Here is a 19,927-nt window from a genome sequence, read left to right as displayed (position 1 = left end):
TCACTGACCAAGGAACCTCTGACATGTCTCCATTTCTGAGTGCATATTTTGCGCGAACAGGCTGGCAACAGCCTGTATCGGTTGATATCGACACCCTGCGTGCGCTGCATTTGCAGCATAACTGCACCATCCCGTTTGAAAATATCGACGTCGTGCTGCCACGTGAAATCCATCTTGAGGATCAGTGCCTGGTCGACAAGCTGGTGACGGCGCGCCGCGGCGGTTACTGCTTTGAGCAAAACGGCCTGTTCGAGCGCGTATTGCGTGAAATCGGCTTTACGGTGCGCAGCGTACTGGGTCGCGTGGTGCTATCTAATCCGCCGCAAATGCCGCCGCGCACGCACCGTCTGCTGCTGGTTGAGCTGAACGGCGAGCGCTGGATTGCTGACGTAGGTTTTGGCGGGCAGACGCTGACGGCACCGATTCGCTTAATTGCCAATGAAGAGCAAGCCACGCCGCACGGGCTGTATCGGCTGCTCAGTGAAGGCAACGACTGGGTGCTCCAGTTCCGCCATCACGAGCACTGGCAGTCGATGTACCATTTTGACCTGACGGCGCAGTATTTCAGTGATTATGTCATGGGGAATTTCTGGTCAGCGCACTGGCCACAATCGCATTTCCGCCATCACCTGCTGATGTGTCGCCATCTGCCGGACGGCGGGAAACTGACGCTGACCAACTTTAACTTTACCCACTGGCAGAACGGACATGTGGAAGAGCAGATCCATTTAGCGGATGCAGAAGCACTGTATGCGTTGATGGCAGAACGGTTTGGCCTGGGTGTTGACGATCCGAAACACGGTTTTTCGCTGGCAGAACTGACGGCGGTAATGGCCGGGTTTGAAACACATCCGCAGGCCGGGAAATAGCCCGGTGGCGCTAACGCTTACCGGGCCTGGAAAACCCCTGAACGTAGGCCGGGTAAGGCGCAGCCGCCACCCGGCACCATCAACGTCGGGATCGGACCACCTGATACCTGCGCGTCAGATACTCCACCGGAGCGCTCCACACGTGTACCAGACGCGTGAACGGGAACAGCAGGAAGATGGTCATCCCCAGCACCAGATGAACGCGGAAGATAAACGCCACGCCATCAAGATGCGCAGATGCACCACCGCGGAAGGTGACGACCGCCTGCGCCCAGTCCACCAGTTTCAGCATTTCACTGCCGTCCGGGTGTTGAGCGGAGAACGGGATCGTGGTCAGACCAAGAATACACTGCACCAGCAGCACGCAGAGGATCAGGATATCGGCAGTGGATGATGTCGCCCGGATACGCGGATTGGTCAGACGCCGCACCAGCAGACCCGCGCCGCCTACCAGCGTCAGCACACCGCACACGCCACCGGCAATCATCGCCATCAGCTGCTTTTGCGACATCGGCAGGAACCAGGAATAAACCCAGTGCGGCGTCAGCATCCCGAACAGATGGCCGAAGAAGATCCCCAGAATGCCGATATGGAATAAGTTCGACCACAGCACCATCCCGCGTTTGTCCAGCATCTGACTCGATGAGGCTCGCCAGGTGTACTGCCCGTAGTCGTAGCGCAGCCAGCTTCCTACCAGAAAAACCGTGCCGCACAGGTAAGGGTAGATATCGTAGAAAAAGACGTTCAGATACTGGATCATTTTTGGCCTCCGGCGCTGACGTCGACATACTGCGGGGCGACGTCCTGGCTAAAGCGTCGTTGATATTGCTGCATCGGCGAGCTGTCGCACGATGTGGCGTTGTCCTCAATAAACTTGACCTGTTCCTCTTCCCAGACCGCATCCAGCGCCTGACGGGTGTCATCCCGTTTTTCACCGGAAACCTGTTTTGCCACACTGTCGCTGGTAAGGCGGCTGCCGGCAAGCGACAGCAGGGCGTCAAACAGCTGATAATGCGCCACACCGCGCTGTTTCAGGCGTCCGCCTATCAGCGCCAAAATTGGCGCAACGTTTTGCAACCCTTCGCGTGCCTCGTTATCGGTGACGATGCTGAGGTATTCCAGATACAGCGGCAGATAGTCCGGCAGCTCGCGACAGTCCAGTTGAAGCCCGGCTTTCTCATACTGCCCCATGAGATCAACCATTGCCTGGCCGCGATCGCGAGATTCCGCATGAACATGTTCAAACAAAAGCAGGGATGTTGCGCGGCCACGCTCGAACACTTCGCACCACTCAGCCTGTTTATCCAGCAGGGTTGCTCCCAGGTGCTGCCGGGCAAACGGCAGCAGCACGGGCGCATCCTGCGCAATCAGCGAAAGCGCCTCATCACGGCTCTCCCACAGCGCGTCATCGGGGTATTCGATCAGCAGCGCGATGATTTTGAGGATCTGCATTATTCTCCCTCCCCATGTTCGCGCACCTCGGAGATGTTGATGGCATCAATACGGTGGCTGTTGAAGAGGTTGAATTTGGTGTCGGAGCCGTGGCAGCCGTCGCCAAAGGTAAAGCCGCAGCCGTTTTTCTCCGGGAAGGCGTCCTGCGCCATTTCGCGGTGGCTGGTTGGGATCACAAAGCGATCTTCGTAGTTGGCAATCGCCAGGTAGCGGTACATCTCCTCAACCTGTTCCACGCTCAGGCCCACTTCCTCGATGGCGCGGGTGTCGGTCACGCCCTCAACGGTCTGGGAGCGTTTGTAATGGCGCATTGCCATCATGCGTTTCAGGGCGCGCAGCACCGGGCCGGTATCGCCTGCGCTGAGCATATTCGCCAGGTACTGCACCGGAATACGCAGGTTTTCTACCGCAGGAAGCACGCCGTCGTTCATCGGCAGGCCGCCCGCGTCGGCGTAAGACTGGATGGGTGACAACGGCGGCACGTACCAGACCATTGGCAGGGTGCGATATTCCGGGTGCAGCGGCAGAGCCAGCTTCCAGTCCATCGCCATTTTATAGACAGGGGACTTTTGCGCGGCGTCAATCACGTTTGCCGGAATGCCTTGTTTCAGCGCTTCTTCGATCACCGCCGGATCGTGCGGGTTGAGGAACACGTCGCACTGGCGTTCGTAGAGATCCGTTTCATGCTCGGTGCTCGCTGCTTCTTCGATGCGGTCTGCGTCATACAACAGTACACCAAGGTAACGAATACGCCCGACGCAGGTTTCCGAGCAGACGGTCGGCTGGCCGGATTCAATGCGTGGATAACAGAAAATGCATTTTTCGGACTTGCCACTCTTCCAGTTGAAGTAGATTTTTTTGTACGGGCAACCGCTGATGCACATGCGCCAGCCGCGGCACTTGTCCTGGTCGATCAGTACAATGCCGTCCTCTTCACGCTTGTAGATGGCACCGCTTGGGCAGGTGGCAACACAGCTCGGGTTGAGGCAGTGTTCGCACAGGCGCGGCAGATACATCATGAAGGTGTTTTCAAACTGGCCGTACATCTCTTTTTGAATTTTCTGGAAGTTGCGGTCACGGGCGCGTTTTTCGAACTCGCCGCCGAGCAGCTCCTCCCAGTTCGGGCCGCCAACGATTTTGTCCATCCGTTTACCGCTAATCAGCGAACGCGGGCGGGCGGTGGGCAGGTGGTCGCCCTCCGGCGCGCGGTGCAGATCCTGATAGTCGAAGGTGAAGGGTTCGTAATAATCGTCGATACCCGGCAGGGACGGGTTGGCGAAGATTTTTGACAGCACGCCCACGCGGCTACCGAGGCGTGGTGTTAGCTTACCGGTAATGCCGCGCACCCAACCGCCTTGCCACTCCTCCTGGTCTTCCCAGTTTTTCGGGTAGCCGATACCCGGCTTAGTTTCGACGTTGTTGAACCACGCATATTCCATGCCTTCACGCCCGGTCCAGACGTTCTTACAGGTGACCGAGCAGGTGTGACAGCCAATGCATTTATCGAGATTCAGTACCATTCCAACCTGTGAGCGTATTTTCATTTTTTCGCCTCCTGTACCTGATCCCGACCTTCGCCATCCAGCCAGTTAATGTTTTTCATTTTGCGGATCATGATGAATTCGTCGCGGTTGGAGCCGACGGTACCGTAATAGTTGAAGCTGTACGCCAGCTGTGCGTAACCGCCGATCATGTGCGTCGGTTTCGGGCAGATGCGGGTGACGGAGTTATGAATGCCGCCACGGCGCCCGGTCACTTCTGAACCCGGAATGTTCAGGATGCGCTCCTGAGCGTGGTACATCATGGTCATGCCCGGCGGCACACGCTGGCTGACCACCGCGCGGGCGGTGAGGGCGCCGTTGGCGTTGAAGGCTTCGATCCAGTCGTTATCCTCAATGCCTAACTCTTTGGCGTCCGCTTCGCTTATCCAGACAATCGGCCCACCGCGCGACAGGGTCTGCATCAGCAGGTTTTCGCTGTAGGTGGAGTGAATGCCCCATTTCTGGTGCGGTGTGAGGAAGTTCAGCGCTTTCTCCGGGAAGCCGTTCGGCGGGATTTCCCGCATATGGGTGACGCTGCGGGTATCAATCGGCGGACGATAGGCCACCAGACTCTCGCCAAACGCACGCATCCAGGCGTGATCCTGGTACAACTGCTGGCGCCCGGAAATCGTCCGCCACGGGATCAGCTCATGCACGTTGGTGTACCCGGCATTGTAGGAGACATGCTCACTCTCAAGCCCTGACCACGTCGGGCTGGAGATGATTTTGCGCGGCTGGGCCTGGATATCACGGAAGCGAATTTTCTCGTCTTCTTTGTTGATAGCCAGGTGAGTGTGATCGCGCCCGGTCAGTTGCCCGAGCGCTTCCCAGGCTTTTACCGCCACCTGGCCATTGGTTTCAGGTGCCAGGGCGAGGATCACTTCGGACGCATCAATCGCCGTTTCAATTAGTGGACGACCTTTTGCCGGGCCGTCAAGCTTGACGTAGTTCAGTTTGCCGAGGAAATCGACCTCGTTTTGCGTGTTCCACGAAATGCCTTTCCCACCGTTGCCAAGCTTATCCATCAGCGGGCCGAGTGCCGTGAAACGTTCATACGTTTCGGGGTAGTTTCGTTCCACCACCGCAATACTCGGAGCGGTTTTACCGGGGATCAAATCACACTCGCCTTTGCGCCAGTCCTGGATATCAAACGGCTGCGACAGCTCCGCCGGGGAGTCGTGTTGTAGCGGTTGCAGCACCACGTCCGTTTCAGTACCCAAATGGCCGACGCACACCTCAGAGAAAACTTTGGCGATGCCTTTGTAGATCTCCCAGTCGCTACGGGATTCCCATGCCGGGTCAACGGCCGCAGAAAGTGGGTGAATAAACGGATGCATATCCGAGGTATTCATGTCGTCTTTTTCATACCAGGTGGCGGTCGGCAGGACGATATCCGAGAACAGGCAGGTGCTCGACATGCGGAAATCGAGCGTCACCAGCAGGTCGAGCTTGCCTTCGATGGCTTTGGTCTGCCATTCCACCTCTTCGGGTTTGACGTCATCGGTTGAGCCTAAATCCTCGCCCTGAATCCCGCTTTCGGTGCCCAGCAGGTATTTGAGCATGTACTCGTGACCTTTACCGGATGAACCAAGCAGGTTCGAACGCCAGACAAACAGGTTGCGCGGGTGGTTTTTGCCGTTGTCGGGTTGTTCGCAGGCGAAACGGATATCGCCCGATTTTAACGCCTGCACGGTGTACTCCTGCGGCGTCATCCCGGCGGCATCCGAGCGAGCCTTGATGTGCAGTGGATTGAGGTTAAGCTGTGGCGCAGACGGCAGCCAGCCCATGCGTTCTGCACGCACGTTGAAGTCGATCAGGTGCCCGGTGAATTTAGAGGCATCCGCCAGCGGGGAGAGCAGCTCCTGCGCAGTCAGTTTTTCGTAGCGCCACTGGCTGGCATGGTTGTAGAAATACGAGGTGCTGTTCATCTGGCGCGGCGGGCGGTTCCAGTCCAGCGCGAAGGCCAGCGGCAGCCAGCCAGTTTGCGGGCGCAACTTTTCCTGGCCAACGTAGTGCGACCAGCCGCCGCCGCTTTGCCCGACGCAACCACAGAAGACCAGCATATTGATCATCCCGCGGTAGTTCATGTCCATGTGATACCAGTGGTTCACGCCTGCGCCGAGGATGATCATCGAACGGCCGTGGGTTTTGTGTGCCGTGTCGGCAAACTCACGGGCAATTTTTTCAATCAGATACGCCGGTACACCCGTAATCTGCGCGCCCCAGGCAGGGGTGTAGGCTTTGATTTCGGCGTAATCTTTCGCTGCGTTGGTATCCTCCAGACCGCGATCAAGCCCGTAGTTTGCCAGTACCAGATCATAAACGCTGACCACGCGTTTCTGGCTGCCATCGGCCAGCGTCAGGGTTTTGCTGGGCACGCGGCGAACCAGGACCGGTTCCTGCTTCACGCTGCGGAAATGCGGGTTCTCGTTGCCACCGAAATAGGGGAAGGCGACATCGGCGATGCTGTCGTGGGTGATCAGCAAAGAGAGTGTAAGCTCGGTTTCATGACCGGCCGCCAGCGGTTCGAGGTTCCATTTGCCTTTTTCACCCCAGCGAAAACCAATCGAGCCATTCGGCGCAACCAGGTTGCCGGCAATATCAAAGGCGATGGTTTTCCATTCCGGGTTATTGGCCTCGCCAAGCCCGTCGGCCAGGTCCGAAGCGCGCAGCATACGACCAGGAACAACATGGCCATCGTCCCGCTCATCCAGCAGAACCAGCATCGGCATGTCCGTATAACGGCGACAGTAGTTCAGGAAATAGTCGCTTGGGTTGTTGAGATGGAATTCTTTGAGGATCACATGGCCCATCGCCATGGCTAGCGCGCTGTCAGTGCCTTGTTTTGGCGCCAGCCACTGGTCACTGAGCTTCGCCACTTCAGAGAAATCAGGTGTAATGGCAACGGTTTTGGTGCCTTTGTAACGCACTTCGGTAAAGAAGTGGGCATCGGGCGTGCGGGTCTGCGGCACGTTAGAGCCCCAGGCGATGATATAGCTGGAGTTGTACCAGTCGGCCGATTCCGGCACGTCGGTCTGCTCGCCCCAGGTCATCGGCGATGCCGGCGGTAAATCGCAGTACCAGTCATAGAAGCTCAGGCAGGTTCCGCCTAACAAAGAGAGATAGCGCGTCCCGGCGGCGTAAGAGACCATCGACATCGCCGGAATAGGCGAGAAACCGGCCACGCGATCCGGGCCAAAATTCTTGATGGTCCAGACGTTGGCGGCAGCAATCAGCTGGTTCAGCTCTTTCCAGTTCGAGCGGATAAATCCGCCGCGCCCGCGCGCCTGCTTATAGCTCTGGCTCTTTTGCGGGTCACTCTGGATGGCGTCCCACGCCAGCACCGGATCGTTATGCTGCGCCAGCGCGTCGCGCCATAGTTCAATCAACTTACGGCGCACCAGCGGGTATTTCAGGCGGTTGGCGCTGTACAGATACCAGGAGTAGCTTGCGCCACGCGGGCAGCCGCGCGGTTCGTGGTTCGGTAAATCCGGGCGGGTGCGGGGGTAGTCGGTTTGCTGGGTTTCCCAGGTCACTAACCCGTTTTTGACATAGATCTTCCAGCTACAGGAACCGGTGCAGTTCACGCCGTGGGTGGATCGCACAATTTTGTCGAACTGCCAGCGCTGGCGGTAGCTGTCCTCCCAGTCACGGTTGGTGTTATACACCTGGCCGTGTCCATCGGCGAAGGTGTCGCCTTTTTGTTTAAAATAACGAAAGCGATCCAACAGTTTACTCATGACATTTCTCCTGCTCCGATAACATTGCCGGAAAGCGCTGCACCGCTCGCCGGCGAAAGGCTATTTGTTATTTTTGTGAGGATTTACGGCCATAAACCAGCCAGGTGACGAATACGCAGACGATGTAAAACACGAGGAAAACTTTCATGGCGCCAACCGGCGAGCCGGTCATGGCCAGCGAGGTGCCAAAGGCTTTAGGGATAAAGAACCCGCCCACCGCGCCAATGGCCGAGATAAAGCCCAGTGCCGCCGCGGTTTCAGTAACGGCTTCATGCTGGGCCTGTTCGTCAGTGCCGCCTCGTTGCTTCACGCGGGCAATGGTTATCTGACGGAAGATGATCGCAATCATCTGGAAGGTTGAGCCGCTGCCCAGTCCGGCGGTCAGGAACAGGCCCATAAACACCAGATAGAACGCGACAAAGCTGCCGGAACCTGAACCGGGTAGCGTCAGGAACAGCAGGGCGCTGAAAATCGCCATAAACACGAAGTTAATCAGCGTAACGCGCACCCCGCCCAGACGGTCAGAGATCATCCCGCCCGCCGAACGCGCCAGCGCACCAATTAAGGGGCCAAAGAAGGCAAGATGCAGGATGTTCACGTCCGGAAACTGGGTTTTCGACAGCATGGCAAAGCCTGCGGAGAAACCGATAAATGATCCGAACGTTGCCAGGTAAAGCAGGCTCAACAGCCAGAGGTGAAAGCGTTTCAACACCGGAAGCTGGCTGGCGATAGAGGCTTTAGAACTGGCGATATCGTTCATACCAAAGAAGGCGGCGATGGTGGCCAGCAGCAGAAGCGGCGCCCATATCCAGGCGGCGTTAGCCAGCCACATCGTCGAGCCATCATCCTGAGGCACGCCATTCACGCCGAGAAACGTATACATCGGCAGGAAAATCACCAGCGGCGCGACAAGCTGCATCACGCTGACGCCCAGATTCCCCAGCCCACCGTTGATACCCAGCGCGCTGCCCTGTTTTGCTTTCGGGAAGAAGAAACTGATGTTACCCATGCTTGAAGCAAAGTTTGCCCCGGCAAAACCGCACAGCAGGGCGATCACAATAAAGATCCAGTAGGGTGTGGCCGTGTTCTGTACGGCGATACCCAGCCAGACGCAGGGAACAATCAAAATGACGGTGCTTAATACCGTCCAGTAACGGCCGCCAAATATCGGCACCATAAAGGAATAGGGGACACGTAATATTGCACCCGAAAGCGAAGGTAATGCGGTTAACATGAACAGCTGGTCGGTGGTGAAATTAAATCCGACTTTATTAAGATTCACCGTAATGGCGCTAAATAACATCCATACACAAAAGGCTAAAAGCAGACAAGCGACAGAAATTACAAGGTTTCTTCGGGCAATACCTTTGCCTTTGTTCTCCCAAAAATCGCTGTTTTCCGGTTTCCAGTTACTGAGTAGATAATGATTATTCTTCTCACTTTGTTGTGACATATCGCCCTCTTGCTTACGCACAATGAACAGAAAAGTGAATATAAAACAAACAGATATCTTACGTAGTGTTGTACGGGGTTTTTGGAATAATGGGATGCAATTGAAAGGATAGATAAAAAAGCGAACCCCCGATCCGGGAATGGAATAGTGGCTCTGCTTTATGTGTTACTAATTGTAACTTTTACCGCAATTTAATACTCCATAGTGGGTATTAAAACAATTCGAGGGTGATTAATTTATCAAGATGCTTATTAAATGCGGCATTGTCCATTTCAGGCATATTTAAAACGTATATCCCGTCCAGACCGCAAACCAGCCCAATCAGACGCCAGGCAATATTTTCTGCCCGGTCTGTCAGGGTAAATTCTTTTGCTTCAGTGCCGCCCCGGATAATGGCCACCGTTTCCTGGTGCCACATTTCCATCGTCAGGATGTAGGCGCTTTTGATTTCCGGATCACGGCTCGCGAGGATTTGCGCTTCACGCCATAGTCTGATGTACGGCTCAAATCCGCCGTCATCGCTGCCCAGCATTCCGTGCAGGCGTTCCCGCCAGCTGGCGTTTTCGGCAACGATATCTGCATCCAGCAGGGTGCGGATCAGCCGGACAAAGGCGAGTGATTTTAACTCACCGCCAGAGGCAAAATGATGGTGAACCTGCCCGGTGGCAACGCCCGCTTCGGTGGCGATGCGCCTTACCGTCATCGCGGCCAGCCCTTCGGCTAGCGCCACGCGCATGGCCGCCTGAAGTATCTCTTCCCGCCGTTCGTCCTTGCTCAGATAACGCATTTTTACTCACTCTTAATGGAGATGAAACGAGTGTAACAAAGAGCTGGACATGCGTTCAACTTTACGTAGGATCGCATTCTGGACATGTGTCCAGGTTTGAAATGAAAAGGACATTTATGTTTCGTCAGTGGTTAGCGTTAGTGATTATCGTGCTGGTCTATATTCCGGTGGCGATTGACGCAACGGTGCTGCACGTGGCGGCGCCGACATTGAGCATGACGCTTGGCGCAAGCGGCAATGAATTGCTGTGGATTATTGATATTTACTCGCTGGTGATGGCGGGGATGGTACTGCCGATGGGCGCACTGGGTGACCGCATCGGCTTTAAGCGCCTGCTGATGATCGGCAGCACGCTGTTTGGCCTCTCGTCTCTGGCGGCGGCGTTTGCGCCCTCTGCGGGCTGGCTGATCGCCGCGCGGGCTTCTCTGGCGATTGGGGCGGCGATGATCATTCCGGCGACGCTTGCCGGGATCCGCACGCTGTTTATCGATGCCCGGCATCGCAATATCGCGCTGGGGGTATGGGCGGCCGTCGGTTCAGGCGGCGCTGCGTTTGGGCCGCTTATCGGCGGGATGCTGCTTGAGCATTTTTACTGGGGTTCGGTCTTTTTGATCAACGTACCGATCGTGGTGGTGGTAGTTGCACTGGCCGCGCGATTTGTCCCGGCACAACAAGGACGACCGGAGCAACCGCTGAATATCAGCCATGCCATCATGTTGATTGTCGCCATCTTGCTGCTGGTGTATAGCGCAAAAACGGCGCTGAAAGGCGCGCTTGCCCCGTGGATGGTGGCGTGTACGCTTATGACCGGTGCGGTAATGTTGTTTGTTTTTGTACGCATCCAGTTGCGCGCCCGTGTACCAATGATCGACATGCGTTTGTTTTGCCATCGTATCATCTTAAGCGGTGTGGTGATGGCAATGACCGCCATGATTGCGCTGGTGGGGTTCGAGCTGCTGATGGCTCAGGAGCTCCAGTTCGTTCACGGTTTTACGCCGTTTGAGGCCGGGATGTTTATGCTGCCGCTGATGGTAGCCAGCGGATTCAGCGGCCCCATTGCCGGGGTGTTGGTCGGGTGTCTGGGGCTGCGGATTGTGGCCGCCGGAGGCATGGGGTTGAGCGCGATAAGTTTTATTGGGCTGTCGTTGCTCGATTTCAGCACCCAGCAGTGGCAGGCGTGGAGCCTGATGGTGTTGCTGGGGTTCAGTGCCGCCAGCGCGCTGCTGGCGTCTACGTCCGCCATTATGGCTGCCGCGCCGAAAGAGAAGGCCGCTGCCGCAGGAGCCATCGAAACAATGTCCTATGAACTGGGTGCCGGGCTGGGGATTGCCATCTTCGGTCTGCTGCTAACCCGTAGTTTTTCGGCATCGATTACCCTGCCGGACGGCTTAACCCCGGCGCTGACCGACAAAGCCTCATCGTCAATTGGTGAAGCAGTGAAGGTCGCCCAGGAGCTGACGCCTGCACTGGGAGATTCCGTGATCGAGGCGGCGAAAACGGCGTTTATTACCTCACACAGCGTGGCGCTGGGCAGTGCTGGCGGCATGTTGCTGTTGCTTGCCATTGGGATCTGGTTCAGCCTCGCAAAGGTGAACCCGAACTCGTAGCGTGTTGGCGTGAAAAGGGGATGTGGGCTATGATTTTTAAAGGATTATCAAACCCACGCTGGATTATATGAACCTGCTCAACAGCAGTGAAACATCGTCCGCATCCCCTCGGGTTGTGTTGCTTGCGGGCAGTGCGCTTGGTGTGGTGTTCGGTGATATCGGCACCAGCCCGCTCTATACCTTCAAAACGGTGCTGTCGTTGTCCGGGCATGACCCAACACCCGCGGTCATTTTAGGCTTGCTTTCGCTGATTACCTGGACGCTTATCCTGGTCACCTCGGTTAAATATGCCGCGTTCGCCATGCGCATTGATAACCACGGCGAGGGCGGCATCATGGCGTTAATGTCATTGCTGGTTGAAAAGGGAAAAGGCGGGCGCTGGGTGATCTTCGCGGCGCTTATCGGGGCTGCGCTGATTTACGGTGACGGGGCGATCACCCCGGCCATCTCCGTGCTCTCTGCGCTTGAAGGCTTAGAGATTGTGATCCCGGAGTCTAAACCCTTTATCCTGCCTGCAACGGTTGCCATTTTACTGGCACTCTTTTTTATTCAGCCCTTTGGCACCGCCAGAATTGGCAAAATTTTTGGCCCGATCATGGCGTTGTGGTTTTTCACCATCGCCGCGCTGGGCATATGGGGTATAGTGCAGCATCCGGCGGTGTTGCTGGCCCTGAATCCGTACTACGGCATCACCTTTTTACTCTCTAATGGCTTTACCAGTTTTCTGGTGTTAGGCGGGGTATTCCTCTGTGTCACCGGTGCGGAAGCCTTGTATGCAGATATGGGCCATTTTGGTAAAAAACCTATCTGGCTGGCCTGGTACGGGGTGGTCTTCCCCGCGCTGCTGCTCAATTATGCCGGGCAATCGGCGCTGATCCTGGCGGGTGCAGACAGCACCAAAAACGTCTTCTTTATGCTGTGCCCCGGCGCGCTCCAGGTTCCGCTGATCGTTCTTGCGGCACTGGCGACCATTATTGCCAGCCAGGCGATTATTACCGGCGCCTTCTCGATGACCCGCCAGGCGATACAACTGGGCTGGCTACCGCGCTTGCGGATCAAACAGACTGCCGCCGAAAGCTACGGGCAGATTTATATCGGTGCGATCAACTGGCTGCTGATGGTGGTGACCATCGGGCTGGTCGTGTTCTTTGAGTCGTCCGACAAACTTGCTGCCGCCTATGGCATCGCCGTGTCGTTAACCATGCTGATGACCACCGGCCTGCTGTTTGTGGCCATGCGTGAAATATGGCGCTGGAGCCTGTTCAGCAGTGCAGCGATCGCCATGGTGTTTTTCGTCATCGATACCAGTTTCTTATTCGCCAATATGATTAAAGTCCTTGAAGGGGGTTATATCCCGCTGCTGCTGGCCGCAGCCATCTGCACCGTTATGCTGATCTGGAATCGCGGGATTAAGGCGGTAGCAAAGGCGATTGGCGAGAAAGGGATCAGTGTCGATGGTTTCTTTTCGGCGCTTGCGCAAAAAGAGGTGCCCAGAGTGGCGGGCTCGGCCATCTTTTTAACGCGCACCCGGGATAACATCCCGCCCGTGATGCGCTGGCATGTGGCACGAAACCGGGCCTTGCAGCGCGAGGTGCTGTCCCTGACTATTGATATTCTTAATGTGCCTTACGTGGATGATGAACAGCGAATCGAAGTGATGCAACGCGCCCCGGGATACTGGCATGGTATCGCGCAATACGGTTTTATGGAGCACCCGGATATCCCGCATTTGCTGCAAGGGATAAGTGAAATCAACGCGATATTTGCAACCGATGATGCAACCTGGTACGTCGGGCATGAAACTATTGTCGCGGGTGAGGGCTCTGCGGGGATGGCGGTCTGGCAACGCCACATCTTTGCCTTTATGAAGCGCAACTGTACCCATGTTATCAATCACTACCATCTGCCGAGCGACCGGGTGGTCGAAATCAGCCGACGCGTGGCGATCTAGGTTCTGGCGAAAGCAGAGCGTATCTGCTTTCGCACAGTGTTATTGCTCCTGAGCCGCCGCCAGCACGCTGTGCAACAGCACATTCGCCCCTTTCTCTGACCATTCTGGCAGGATCTTTTCTGCTTCGTTATGGCTGATGCCTTTCACGCACGGGATGAAAATCATGCTCGCCGGAGCAATTTTGCTGACATAACAGGTGTCATGCCCCGCACCGGATACCATCGGTTTTGATGAATACCCCAGCGCCGCCACGGCCTGCTCTGTGCGGGCCAGACACTGCGGGTTAAAGGCAATTGGCGCGTAGTCAAAAATGCGCTCAACGGTGGCGGTAACGCCGCGTGCAGCCAGCGATTCCGCAGCCTGATGCAGTGCCGACTCCATCGCTTCAAGCGCATCCTGCACCGGGTGGCGAAACTCCACGCTGCACACCACGCGAGACGGCACCACGTTACGCGAGTTCGGCGTGACCTGCGCCATGCCGATAGTGGCGCGGCCATCTGGCTGATGCTGATAACCAATCTCTTCCACCTTTAATGCCAGTTCGGCAAAGGCGGTTAATGCATCGCGTCGGCTGTGCATCGGGGTCGTACCCGCATGAGCGGCAAAACCGTCCAGGGTAATGGTAAACCAGCGCTGGCCCATTGCGGCCCGCACCAGCCCGATATCAATGGCTTCATCCTCCAGAATCGGCCCCTGTTCGATGTGCAGCTCGTAACAGGCGTGAACCGGAAATGCCTGTGAAGGTTGCTCACCGCGATAGCCGATAGCGTCAAGCGCTTCACCAACGGTGATCCCCGCGTTATCGGCCCGGGCGTGGGCATATGCTTCGCTGAACTGCCCGGTCCAGACACCGGATGAGAGCATCGCCGGAGCAAAGCGCGCGCCTTCTTCGTTGGTCCAGTTCACCAGTACGATATCGCGCTCGGTTTCCACCTGGTTATCGTTCAGGGTACGCAGCAGCTCAAGCCCGGCGAGCACGCCGTAAATCCCGTCGTAGTTCCCACCAAGCGGTTGAGAATCAACGTGCGATCCGGTCATCACCGGAGCCAGAGCCCGGTTTTTCCCGGCGCGGCGGATAAACATGTTGCCCATGCTGTCCACATCACAGGTAAAACCGGCGTCCAGCGCCCAGTCACGCAGCAAATTGCGTGCGATCCGGTCTTCTTCGCTTAACGCCAGACGGGTGACGCCACCGGCGGGCGTACCGCCGATTTGCGCCATCATTTCCAGCGTGGCCCACAAGCGCTCTGCGTTTACACGGATCATACTTTGTCCTTTGTGCTGCGATAGCGGAAGTCGCAACATGAACCTCCCTGCATGATGGTGGACGTGCGGGTCAGCTCCACATCCGGCGCATAACCCACAATGAATTTCTCATCGCGGGCGCAGGAGAGCAGATGCCCGATTTCGCCTAGCCCCATCTCGTGGTACATCTCGGCGTAGCGGCAACGGGTCACGTTGTAGTTGTACTGCTGATCGTCGGCGTCGATCACTTTGACGTCCAGCGCGTTGTCTTTCTCCCACAGATATTGCAGGGCGATAAAACTTTTCACATCCGCGCCGTTGGGCTCTTTGCTGGCGAATTCTTTACCTGCATCGATAGCGGCCTGTTCAATAGCCTCGCCAATCACCGCTTGGGCGCGGGTTTTCCCTATCTCGCGCACCAGGATTTCATAAATTGGCTTAATAATTTCTGCTTCAATTTTACGGCGGGCGAGAATGCCCAGCTCATTATTATCACTCATCACATTGCCTCACTGCGTTACTTCGCTTTGGTGCCGCCCAGTACGGTCTGCGGCTGCCATTTGCCATCCACCACTTTGTAAACGGTGAAGGACGGCGCTTTCAGGTTACCTTCGTTATCAAACGCAATCTGTCCGGTGACGCCAGAGTAGTTAATGGCACGAAGGGCGGGCAGGTATTCAGACGGGTCAACGGAGTTGGCTTTTTCCATCGCGGCAACCAGCACTCGGGTAGCGTCATAGGCGAACGGCGCGTGCAGCTCGATGTGGGTGTGGTAACGGGACTGATATGCCTGCTCGAACGCTTTACCGCCCGGCATCTGATCAACCGGCAGACCTGGCTCCAGCGCCACAACGCCTTCGCCTTCTTTCTGTGCCAGTTGCAGGAAGGTCTGGCTGACGAATCCGCCAGCGCCCATCAGGGTGGCATTCATGCCGAGCTGTTTGATACGTCGCGCCAGCGGTGCGGCCTGGCTGTCCACGCCGCCGAAGAAGATCAGGTCAGCGTTTTTACTGCGGATCGCGGTCAGGACGGCGCTGAAATCCACGGTTTTGTCATCAACGTACTGGCGGTCAACAATCTTCACGCCCTGGGCTTCCAGCGATTTAATGAACTCGTCGGCCAGACCCTGACCAAACGCGGTACGGTCGTCGATCACCGCAATGCGTTTCGCCTTCAGGGTGTTTACCGCGTACTGCCCGGCAAACTGGCCGCCGTCATCGTCATGGCCCATCACGCGGAAACTGGTGTCGAAGCCCTGTTTGGTATAGGCGTGACCGGTGGCAACAGGGGCAACTTGCGCGATACCGGCATCGTGATATACGCGCGCGGCCGGAATACTGGTGCCGGTGTTCCAGTGGCCCACCACACCTGCCACGCCGCTGTCGACCAGACGCTGCGCGACCGCTACGGCGGTACGTGGGTCAGACTGATCGTCTTCGGATTGCAGTTTGAAAGTGACAGCTTTGCCGCCGATGGTCGGATGCTGTTTGTTGATATCGTCGATAGCCAGTTGTGCGCCGTTTTCCAGATCCTTACCGATACGGGCAGACGGACCGGTTAACGGGCCAGCCAGGCCAATAACAACGGTTTCGCTATCCGCTGCCCATGCTCCCGTTGAGGCAAAACCACTGAGCAGAATGGCGGCGCTGAGCGCACTGATTTTTACTGTTTTCATTGTTTTCCCTGATGTTGGTTGGTGTGTTAAACGGGCATTTCGCCCAAATAAATCTGTGCAATCTGGTCGTCGTCCAGCATGGCTTTCGACGCGCCATGATGAACGATGCTGCCGCTGTCCATGACCCACGCGTTGTCGGTCACTTCCAGCGCCAGGCGCGCGTTTTGTTCAATGAGCAGCAGGGCCACGCCGCGTTCACGCAGCCCGGAAATGACGGCAAAAATGTTCTCTACCATTTTCGGTGCCAGCCCCATCGACGGTTCATCGAGGATCAGCAGGCGCGGGCGGCTGAGCAGGGCGCGGTTAAGCGCCAGCAGCTGTTGTTCCCCGCCGGAAAGCAACCCCGCCAGCTGGTGCTGGCGTTCGCCAAGGCGCGGGAAGCGTTCAAATATCGCGTTCATTTCATGTTTAACTGTGACAGTGTCACGCCTTAGCCAGGCACCCATCTGCAAGTTTTCCAGTACCGTCATGCGGGCGAAGATGCCGCGCCCTTCGGGAACCATCACCAGCCCGTCCCGCAGCAGGGTCTCTGGCTTATGTTTACGCACATCTTTGCCGCTGAAGGTGATGCTGCCGGTGAAATTTTCCAGCCCCGTAATGGCGCGTACGGTGGAGCTTTTCCCTGCGCCGTTGGCGCCGATCAGCGTGGCCTGTTCGCCTTCGTGCAGGGTAAAGGAGACATCGCGTACTGCCTGAATGCCGCCGTAATGCACGTCAAGACGTTCAACCTTTAATAACTCAGACATGCGCGTTGCCTCCAAGCCAGGCGGCGATCACGGCCGGGTCGCGACGTACGCTGTCCGGCGTGCCGCTGGCGAGCGTTTTGCCATAATCAAGAACCGTCAGACGGTCGCAGATCCCCATCACCAGTTTGACGTCATGCTCGATCATCAACAGGGTTTTACCGTCGTCACGAATGCGGGTAAGCAGTTCGCCGAGTGCCACTTTCTCTGCCGCGTTCATCCCGGCTGCCGGTTCGTCGAGCGCCAGCAGCAGCGGATCGGTGGCCAGCGCACGGGCGATCTCCAGCCGACGTTGGTGGCCGTAAGCCAGGTCGCAGGCGCGATAGTGGGCAAATTTTGCAATGCCGGTATATTCCAGCCAGTGCCAGGCTTGCTCGCGGGTGTCGGTTTCCTCTGCCCGTGCGCGCTTGTGGCGGCTCAGGGCAGCCCACAGACCGTTGCGGGTGCGTACATGGCGGCCAACCATCACGTTTTCCAGCACCGACATCTGGTTGAACAGACGCACGTTCTGGAAGGTGCGTGCGATCCCGGCGGCAGTCACTTTCTCGATCTGCTTCGGGAAATAGGGTTTGTCGGCAATCAGGAATTCGCCGCTGTCGGCCGGGTATAAGCCGGTTATCAGGTTAAAGCAGGTGGTTTTTCCCGCACCGTTAGGGCCAATCAGACCGTAAATCTCACCCTTGTTGATTGAGAGTGAAACATCGTCCACGGCGGTCAGGCCGACGAAGCGTTTGGACATGTTGCGAACGGTGAGCAGACTCATGCTTTTACCTCCTTGTGGCGTACCGGCCAGATCCCGGACGGACGAAGGAGCATCACCAGCACCAGCGCCAGGCCGTAAAACAGCTGACGGAGAATTTCCGGGTCAATCAGCACCGTGCCGAACAGCGCCTGCTGTACAGGGGCCGCCTGGCTGCGCAGCAGTTCCGGCAGGGCGGTCAGCAGCACCGCACCGAGGATAACGCCGGGGATGTGTCCCATACCGCCCAGCACCACCATTGCCAGTACGGCAATAGACTCCTGCAAGGTAAAGGATTCCGGCGAGACAAAGCCCTGGAATGCGCCAAACAGCGCGCCCGCCACGCCGCCAAAAGAAGCCCCCATGGCAAAGGCCAGCAGCTTATAGTTGCGCACGTTGATCCCCATCGCGCGGGCCACGTCTTCATCTTCACGGATGGCGTGCCAGGCGCGGCCAATGCGGGAGTGTTGCAGGCGCAGGCAAACGAAAATGATCGCCACAATCACCAGCATCAGCAGGTAGTACCACAACCACAGTGCAGGCACCTTAACGCCAAACCAGTGATACACGCCGCTGAACTTCAGGCCGAACAGGTTCAGCGTATCCACACCGGTAATGCCTTTCGCGCCGTTGGTAATATTGACCGGGCGGTCGAGGTTACGCATCAGGATGCGGATAATCTCGCCAAAGCCCAGCGTCACGATCGCCAGATAATCCCCGCGCAGCTTCAGCGTCGGTGCGCCAAGTACAATGCCACACACCGCAGCAACGAGGGCGGCGAGCGGAATAATCAGCAGATACGACGTGTGCAGTCCGTCCGGGAACCAGACGGCGAGGATTGGGAAAACCTCAAGCAGATGCGGTGAGGCCAGCAGGGCGGCCAGATACGCCCCCACCGCGTAAAAGGCGATAAAGCCCATATCCAGTAGCCCGGTGTAGCCGACTACGATGTTCAGCCCCAGCGCCAGCATGATGTAGAGCAGAGCAAAGTCGATCACCCGCACCCAGTAGTTACCGCCAAGCTGGCTGGCAACAATTGGGGCAAGCAACAGGGCGAGGCAAAACAAGGTCATTCCTGACCAGAATTTGCGGGTTGCGACAGGAGTCTGTAATTGTACGGTTGTCATAGTGTTCCTTATGCCCTGTGCGCCACACGTTCGCCGAGCAGGCCAGCCGGACGGAAGACCAGCACCAGGATCAGCACCATGAACGCAAATACGTCCTGGTAGTTACTGCCGAAAACGCCGTTGGTGAGTTCACCGAGATAGCCTGCGCCCAGCGCTTCGATGATGCCGAGTAAAATCCCGCCGACCATCGCGCCACGGATATTGCCGATACCGCCCAGCACGGCGGCCGTGAAAGCTTTGATCCCCGGTAAAAAGCCCATCGAGAAACTGGCATTGCCATAGTTGCTGGCCATCATCACGCCCGCCAGTGCGGCAAACACGCCGCCAATGGCGAAGGTCAGAGTGATAATCGCGTTAGGGTTAACGCCCATCAGCGTGGCGACGCGGGGATTTTCGGCAACCGCACGCATCCCGCGTCCAAGACGGGTGTATTCAACCAGCAACCACAGTGCAGTCATGACGACCAGCGCCAGCACCACGGTCACAATACCGGTTACGGTGACAATGGCTGGAGGATGGGCTTCGCTGCCTGCGGTGACGGCAATCGGGTCCATCGGCAGGATCTGCGGGAACATCAGCGGATTGCGCGTCCAGACGATCATCGCCACGGTTTGCAGCAATACCGAAACGCCAATCCCGGAGATCAGCGGTGCAAGACGCGGTGCGTTGCGCAGGCGGCGGTAGGCAAAGCGTTCAACTGCCATTGCCAGCAGGGCGCAGACAGCCATCGCGATCAGCAGCGCACAGCCCAACTGAAGCAACAGCGGCATATGCGGGAAGGTGTTATTCAGGACGTTAATGGCAGAAAGCGTGGTGAGCGCACCGACCATCAGAATATCGCCGTGGGCAAAGTTAATAATGCGCAAGATGCCATACACCATCGTATAGCCCAGCGCGATCAGCGCGTAGATGCTTCCCAGCATCACACCGTTGATCAGTTGTTGTATGAGTGTATCCAACGTTCGTACCCGACAAATTGCTCTTTCAGCGGCTACCAT

General features: G+C 57.0%; 16 protein-coding genes. 3 read left to right on the top strand and 13 right to left on the bottom strand.

Features of this window, described 5'->3' with window-relative positions; genetic code table 11:
* Window positions 1-23 precede the first annotated feature (23 nt).
* Window positions 24-869 (top strand): N-hydroxyarylamine O-acetyltransferase, encoded by an 846-nt coding sequence (gene nhoA, locus M987_RS17190; protein ID WP_014070380.1) that lies wholly within the window; start codon window positions 24-26, stop codon window positions 867-869.
* 79 nt (window positions 870-948) lie between these two features.
* Here nhoA and narI read toward each other — a convergent pair whose 3' ends face one another.
* From narI to M987_RS17160, 6 genes are all read right to left on the bottom strand, one after another.
* The gene (gene narI / locus M987_RS17185) at window positions 949-1,629 is read right to left on the bottom strand and encodes a respiratory nitrate reductase subunit gamma (RefSeq protein ID WP_014070379.1); all 681 of its coding nucleotides are present in this window, start codon (window positions 1,627-1,629) and stop codon (window positions 949-951) included.
* Window positions 1,626-2,321: a nitrate reductase molybdenum cofactor assembly chaperone gene (gene narW, locus M987_RS17180; protein WP_014070378.1), complete on the bottom strand. Its 696-nt coding sequence runs from the start codon at window positions 2,319-2,321 to the stop codon at window positions 1,626-1,628. The genes narI and narW overlap by 4 nt, the downstream gene beginning before the upstream one ends.
* Complete coding sequence (narH, locus tag M987_RS17175; protein ID WP_014070377.1) at window positions 2,321-3,865, bottom strand: nitrate reductase subunit beta; 1,545 nt, start codon at window positions 3,863-3,865, stop codon at window positions 2,321-2,323. The genes narW and narH overlap by 1 nt, the downstream gene beginning before the upstream one ends.
* Window positions 3,862-7,602: a nitrate reductase subunit alpha gene (locus M987_RS17170; RefSeq protein WP_014070376.1), complete on the bottom strand. Its 3,741-nt coding sequence runs from the start codon at window positions 7,600-7,602 to the stop codon at window positions 3,862-3,864. The genes narH and M987_RS17170 overlap by 4 nt, the downstream gene beginning before the upstream one ends.
* Before the next feature lie 67 nt (window positions 7,603-7,669).
* Entirely contained in the window at window positions 7,670-9,055 is a 1,386-nt protein-coding gene (locus M987_RS17165; protein ID WP_014070375.1) for a NarK family nitrate/nitrite MFS transporter, read from the bottom strand.
* 211 nt (window positions 9,056-9,266) lie between these two features.
* Window positions 9,267-9,842 carry a TetR family transcriptional regulator gene (locus M987_RS17160; protein WP_014070374.1) on the bottom strand — a complete coding sequence of 192 codons (576 nt, stop codon included), beginning with the start codon at window positions 9,840-9,842 and terminating at the stop codon, window positions 9,267-9,269.
* 116 nt (window positions 9,843-9,958) lie between these two features.
* Between M987_RS17160 and M987_RS17155 the strand changes: the two genes are divergently transcribed.
* Both M987_RS17155 and M987_RS17150 read left to right on the top strand, forming a co-directional pair.
* Window positions 9,959-11,449, top strand: coding sequence for an MFS transporter (locus M987_RS17155; protein WP_014070373.1), 1,491 nt, complete (start codon window positions 9,959-9,961; stop codon window positions 11,447-11,449).
* 67 nt (window positions 11,450-11,516) lie between these two features.
* Window positions 11,517-13,400, top strand: a complete 1,884-nt coding sequence (locus tag M987_RS17150) for a potassium transporter Kup (protein ID WP_014070372.1) — start codon at window positions 11,517-11,519, stop codon at window positions 13,398-13,400.
* A gap of 39 nt (window positions 13,401-13,439) precedes the next feature.
* Here the strand turns inward: M987_RS17150 and M987_RS17145 are convergent, their stop codons facing one another.
* From M987_RS17145 to M987_RS17115, 7 genes are read right to left on the bottom strand one after another with little or no spacing between them, the layout of a single operon-like run.
* Window positions 13,440-14,666: a Zn-dependent hydrolase gene (locus tag M987_RS17145; RefSeq protein WP_014070371.1), complete on the bottom strand. Its 1,227-nt coding sequence runs from the start codon at window positions 14,664-14,666 to the stop codon at window positions 13,440-13,442.
* Window positions 14,663-15,145: an L-2-amino-thiazoline-4-carboxylic acid hydrolase gene (locus tag M987_RS17140; protein ID WP_014070370.1), complete on the bottom strand. Its 483-nt coding sequence runs from the start codon at window positions 15,143-15,145 to the stop codon at window positions 14,663-14,665. The genes M987_RS17145 and M987_RS17140 overlap by 4 nt, the downstream gene beginning before the upstream one ends.
* 17 nt (window positions 15,146-15,162) lie before the next feature.
* Complete coding sequence (locus tag M987_RS17135) at window positions 15,163-16,320, bottom strand: branched-chain amino acid ABC transporter substrate-binding protein (RefSeq protein WP_014070369.1); 1,158 nt, start codon at window positions 16,318-16,320, stop codon at window positions 15,163-15,165.
* A 26-nt stretch (window positions 16,321-16,346) separates the two neighbouring features.
* A complete protein-coding gene (locus M987_RS17130; protein ID WP_014070368.1) occupies window positions 16,347-17,066 on the bottom strand; it encodes an ABC transporter ATP-binding protein in 720 nt (239 codons plus the stop codon).
* Complete coding sequence (locus M987_RS17125; protein WP_014070367.1) at window positions 17,059-17,826, bottom strand: ABC transporter ATP-binding protein; 768 nt, start codon at window positions 17,824-17,826, stop codon at window positions 17,059-17,061. The genes M987_RS17130 and M987_RS17125 overlap by 8 nt, the downstream gene beginning before the upstream one ends.
* A complete protein-coding gene (locus M987_RS17120; protein ID WP_014070366.1) occupies window positions 17,823-18,929 on the bottom strand; it encodes a branched-chain amino acid ABC transporter permease in 1,107 nt (368 codons plus the stop codon). The genes M987_RS17125 and M987_RS17120 overlap by 4 nt, the downstream gene beginning before the upstream one ends.
* A gap of 8 nt (window positions 18,930-18,937) precedes the next feature.
* Complete coding sequence (locus M987_RS17115; RefSeq protein WP_041162071.1) at window positions 18,938-19,888, bottom strand: branched-chain amino acid ABC transporter permease; 951 nt, start codon at window positions 19,886-19,888, stop codon at window positions 18,938-18,940.
* Window positions 19,889-19,927 lie beyond the last annotated feature (39 nt).

Origin of the sequence: Enterobacter soli ATCC BAA-2102 (genome assembly GCF_001654845.1) — a bacterium.
GTDB classification, from domain to species: Bacteria; Pseudomonadota; Gammaproteobacteria; order Enterobacterales; family Enterobacteriaceae; genus Enterobacter; species Enterobacter soli.
This window is presented reverse-complemented; position numbering and strand designations above follow the sequence as displayed.

Excerpts from the sequence above, each read along its gene's own strand:
- M987_RS17160 (WP_014070374.1), bottom strand. The coding sequence starts at position 9,842 with ATGCGTTATCTGAGCAAGGACGAACGGCGGGAAGAGATACTTCAGGCG.
- M987_RS17155 (WP_014070373.1), top strand. The coding sequence starts at position 9,959 with ATGTTTCGTCAGTGGTTAGCGTTAGTGATTATCGTGCTGGTCTATATT.
- narW (WP_014070378.1), bottom strand. The coding sequence starts at position 2,321 with ATGCAGATCCTCAAAATCATCGCGCTGCTGATCGAATACCCCGATGAC.
- M987_RS17165 (WP_014070375.1), bottom strand. The coding sequence starts at position 9,055 with ATGTCACAACAAAGTGAGAAGAATAATCATTATCTACTCAGTAACTGG.
- M987_RS17145 (WP_014070371.1), bottom strand. The coding sequence starts at position 14,666 with ATGATCCGTGTAAACGCAGAGCGCTTGTGGGCCACGCTGGAAATGATG.
- M987_RS17170 (WP_014070376.1), bottom strand. The coding sequence starts at position 7,602 with ATGAGTAAACTGTTGGATCGCTTTCGTTATTTTAAACAAAAAGGCGAC.
- nhoA (WP_014070380.1), top strand. The coding sequence starts at position 24 with ATGTCTCCATTTCTGAGTGCATATTTTGCGCGAACAGGCTGGCAACAG.
- narH (WP_014070377.1), bottom strand. The coding sequence starts at position 3,865 with ATGAAAATACGCTCACAGGTTGGAATGGTACTGAATCTCGATAAATGC.
- M987_RS17140 (WP_014070370.1), bottom strand. The coding sequence starts at position 15,145 with ATGAGTGATAATAATGAGCTGGGCATTCTCGCCCGCCGTAAAATTGAA.
- M987_RS17120 (WP_014070366.1), bottom strand. The coding sequence starts at position 18,929 with ATGACAACCGTACAATTACAGACTCCTGTCGCAACCCGCAAATTCTGG.
- M987_RS17150 (WP_014070372.1), top strand. The coding sequence starts at position 11,517 with ATGAACCTGCTCAACAGCAGTGAAACATCGTCCGCATCCCCTCGGGTT.
- M987_RS17130 (WP_014070368.1), bottom strand. The coding sequence starts at position 17,066 with ATGTCTGAGTTATTAAAGGTTGAACGTCTTGACGTGCATTACGGCGGC.
- M987_RS17125 (WP_014070367.1), bottom strand. The coding sequence starts at position 17,826 with ATGAGTCTGCTCACCGTTCGCAACATGTCCAAACGCTTCGTCGGCCTG.
- narI (WP_014070379.1), bottom strand. The coding sequence starts at position 1,629 with ATGATCCAGTATCTGAACGTCTTTTTCTACGATATCTACCCTTACCTG.
- M987_RS17135 (WP_014070369.1), bottom strand. The coding sequence starts at position 16,320 with ATGAAAACAGTAAAAATCAGTGCGCTCAGCGCCGCCATTCTGCTCAGT.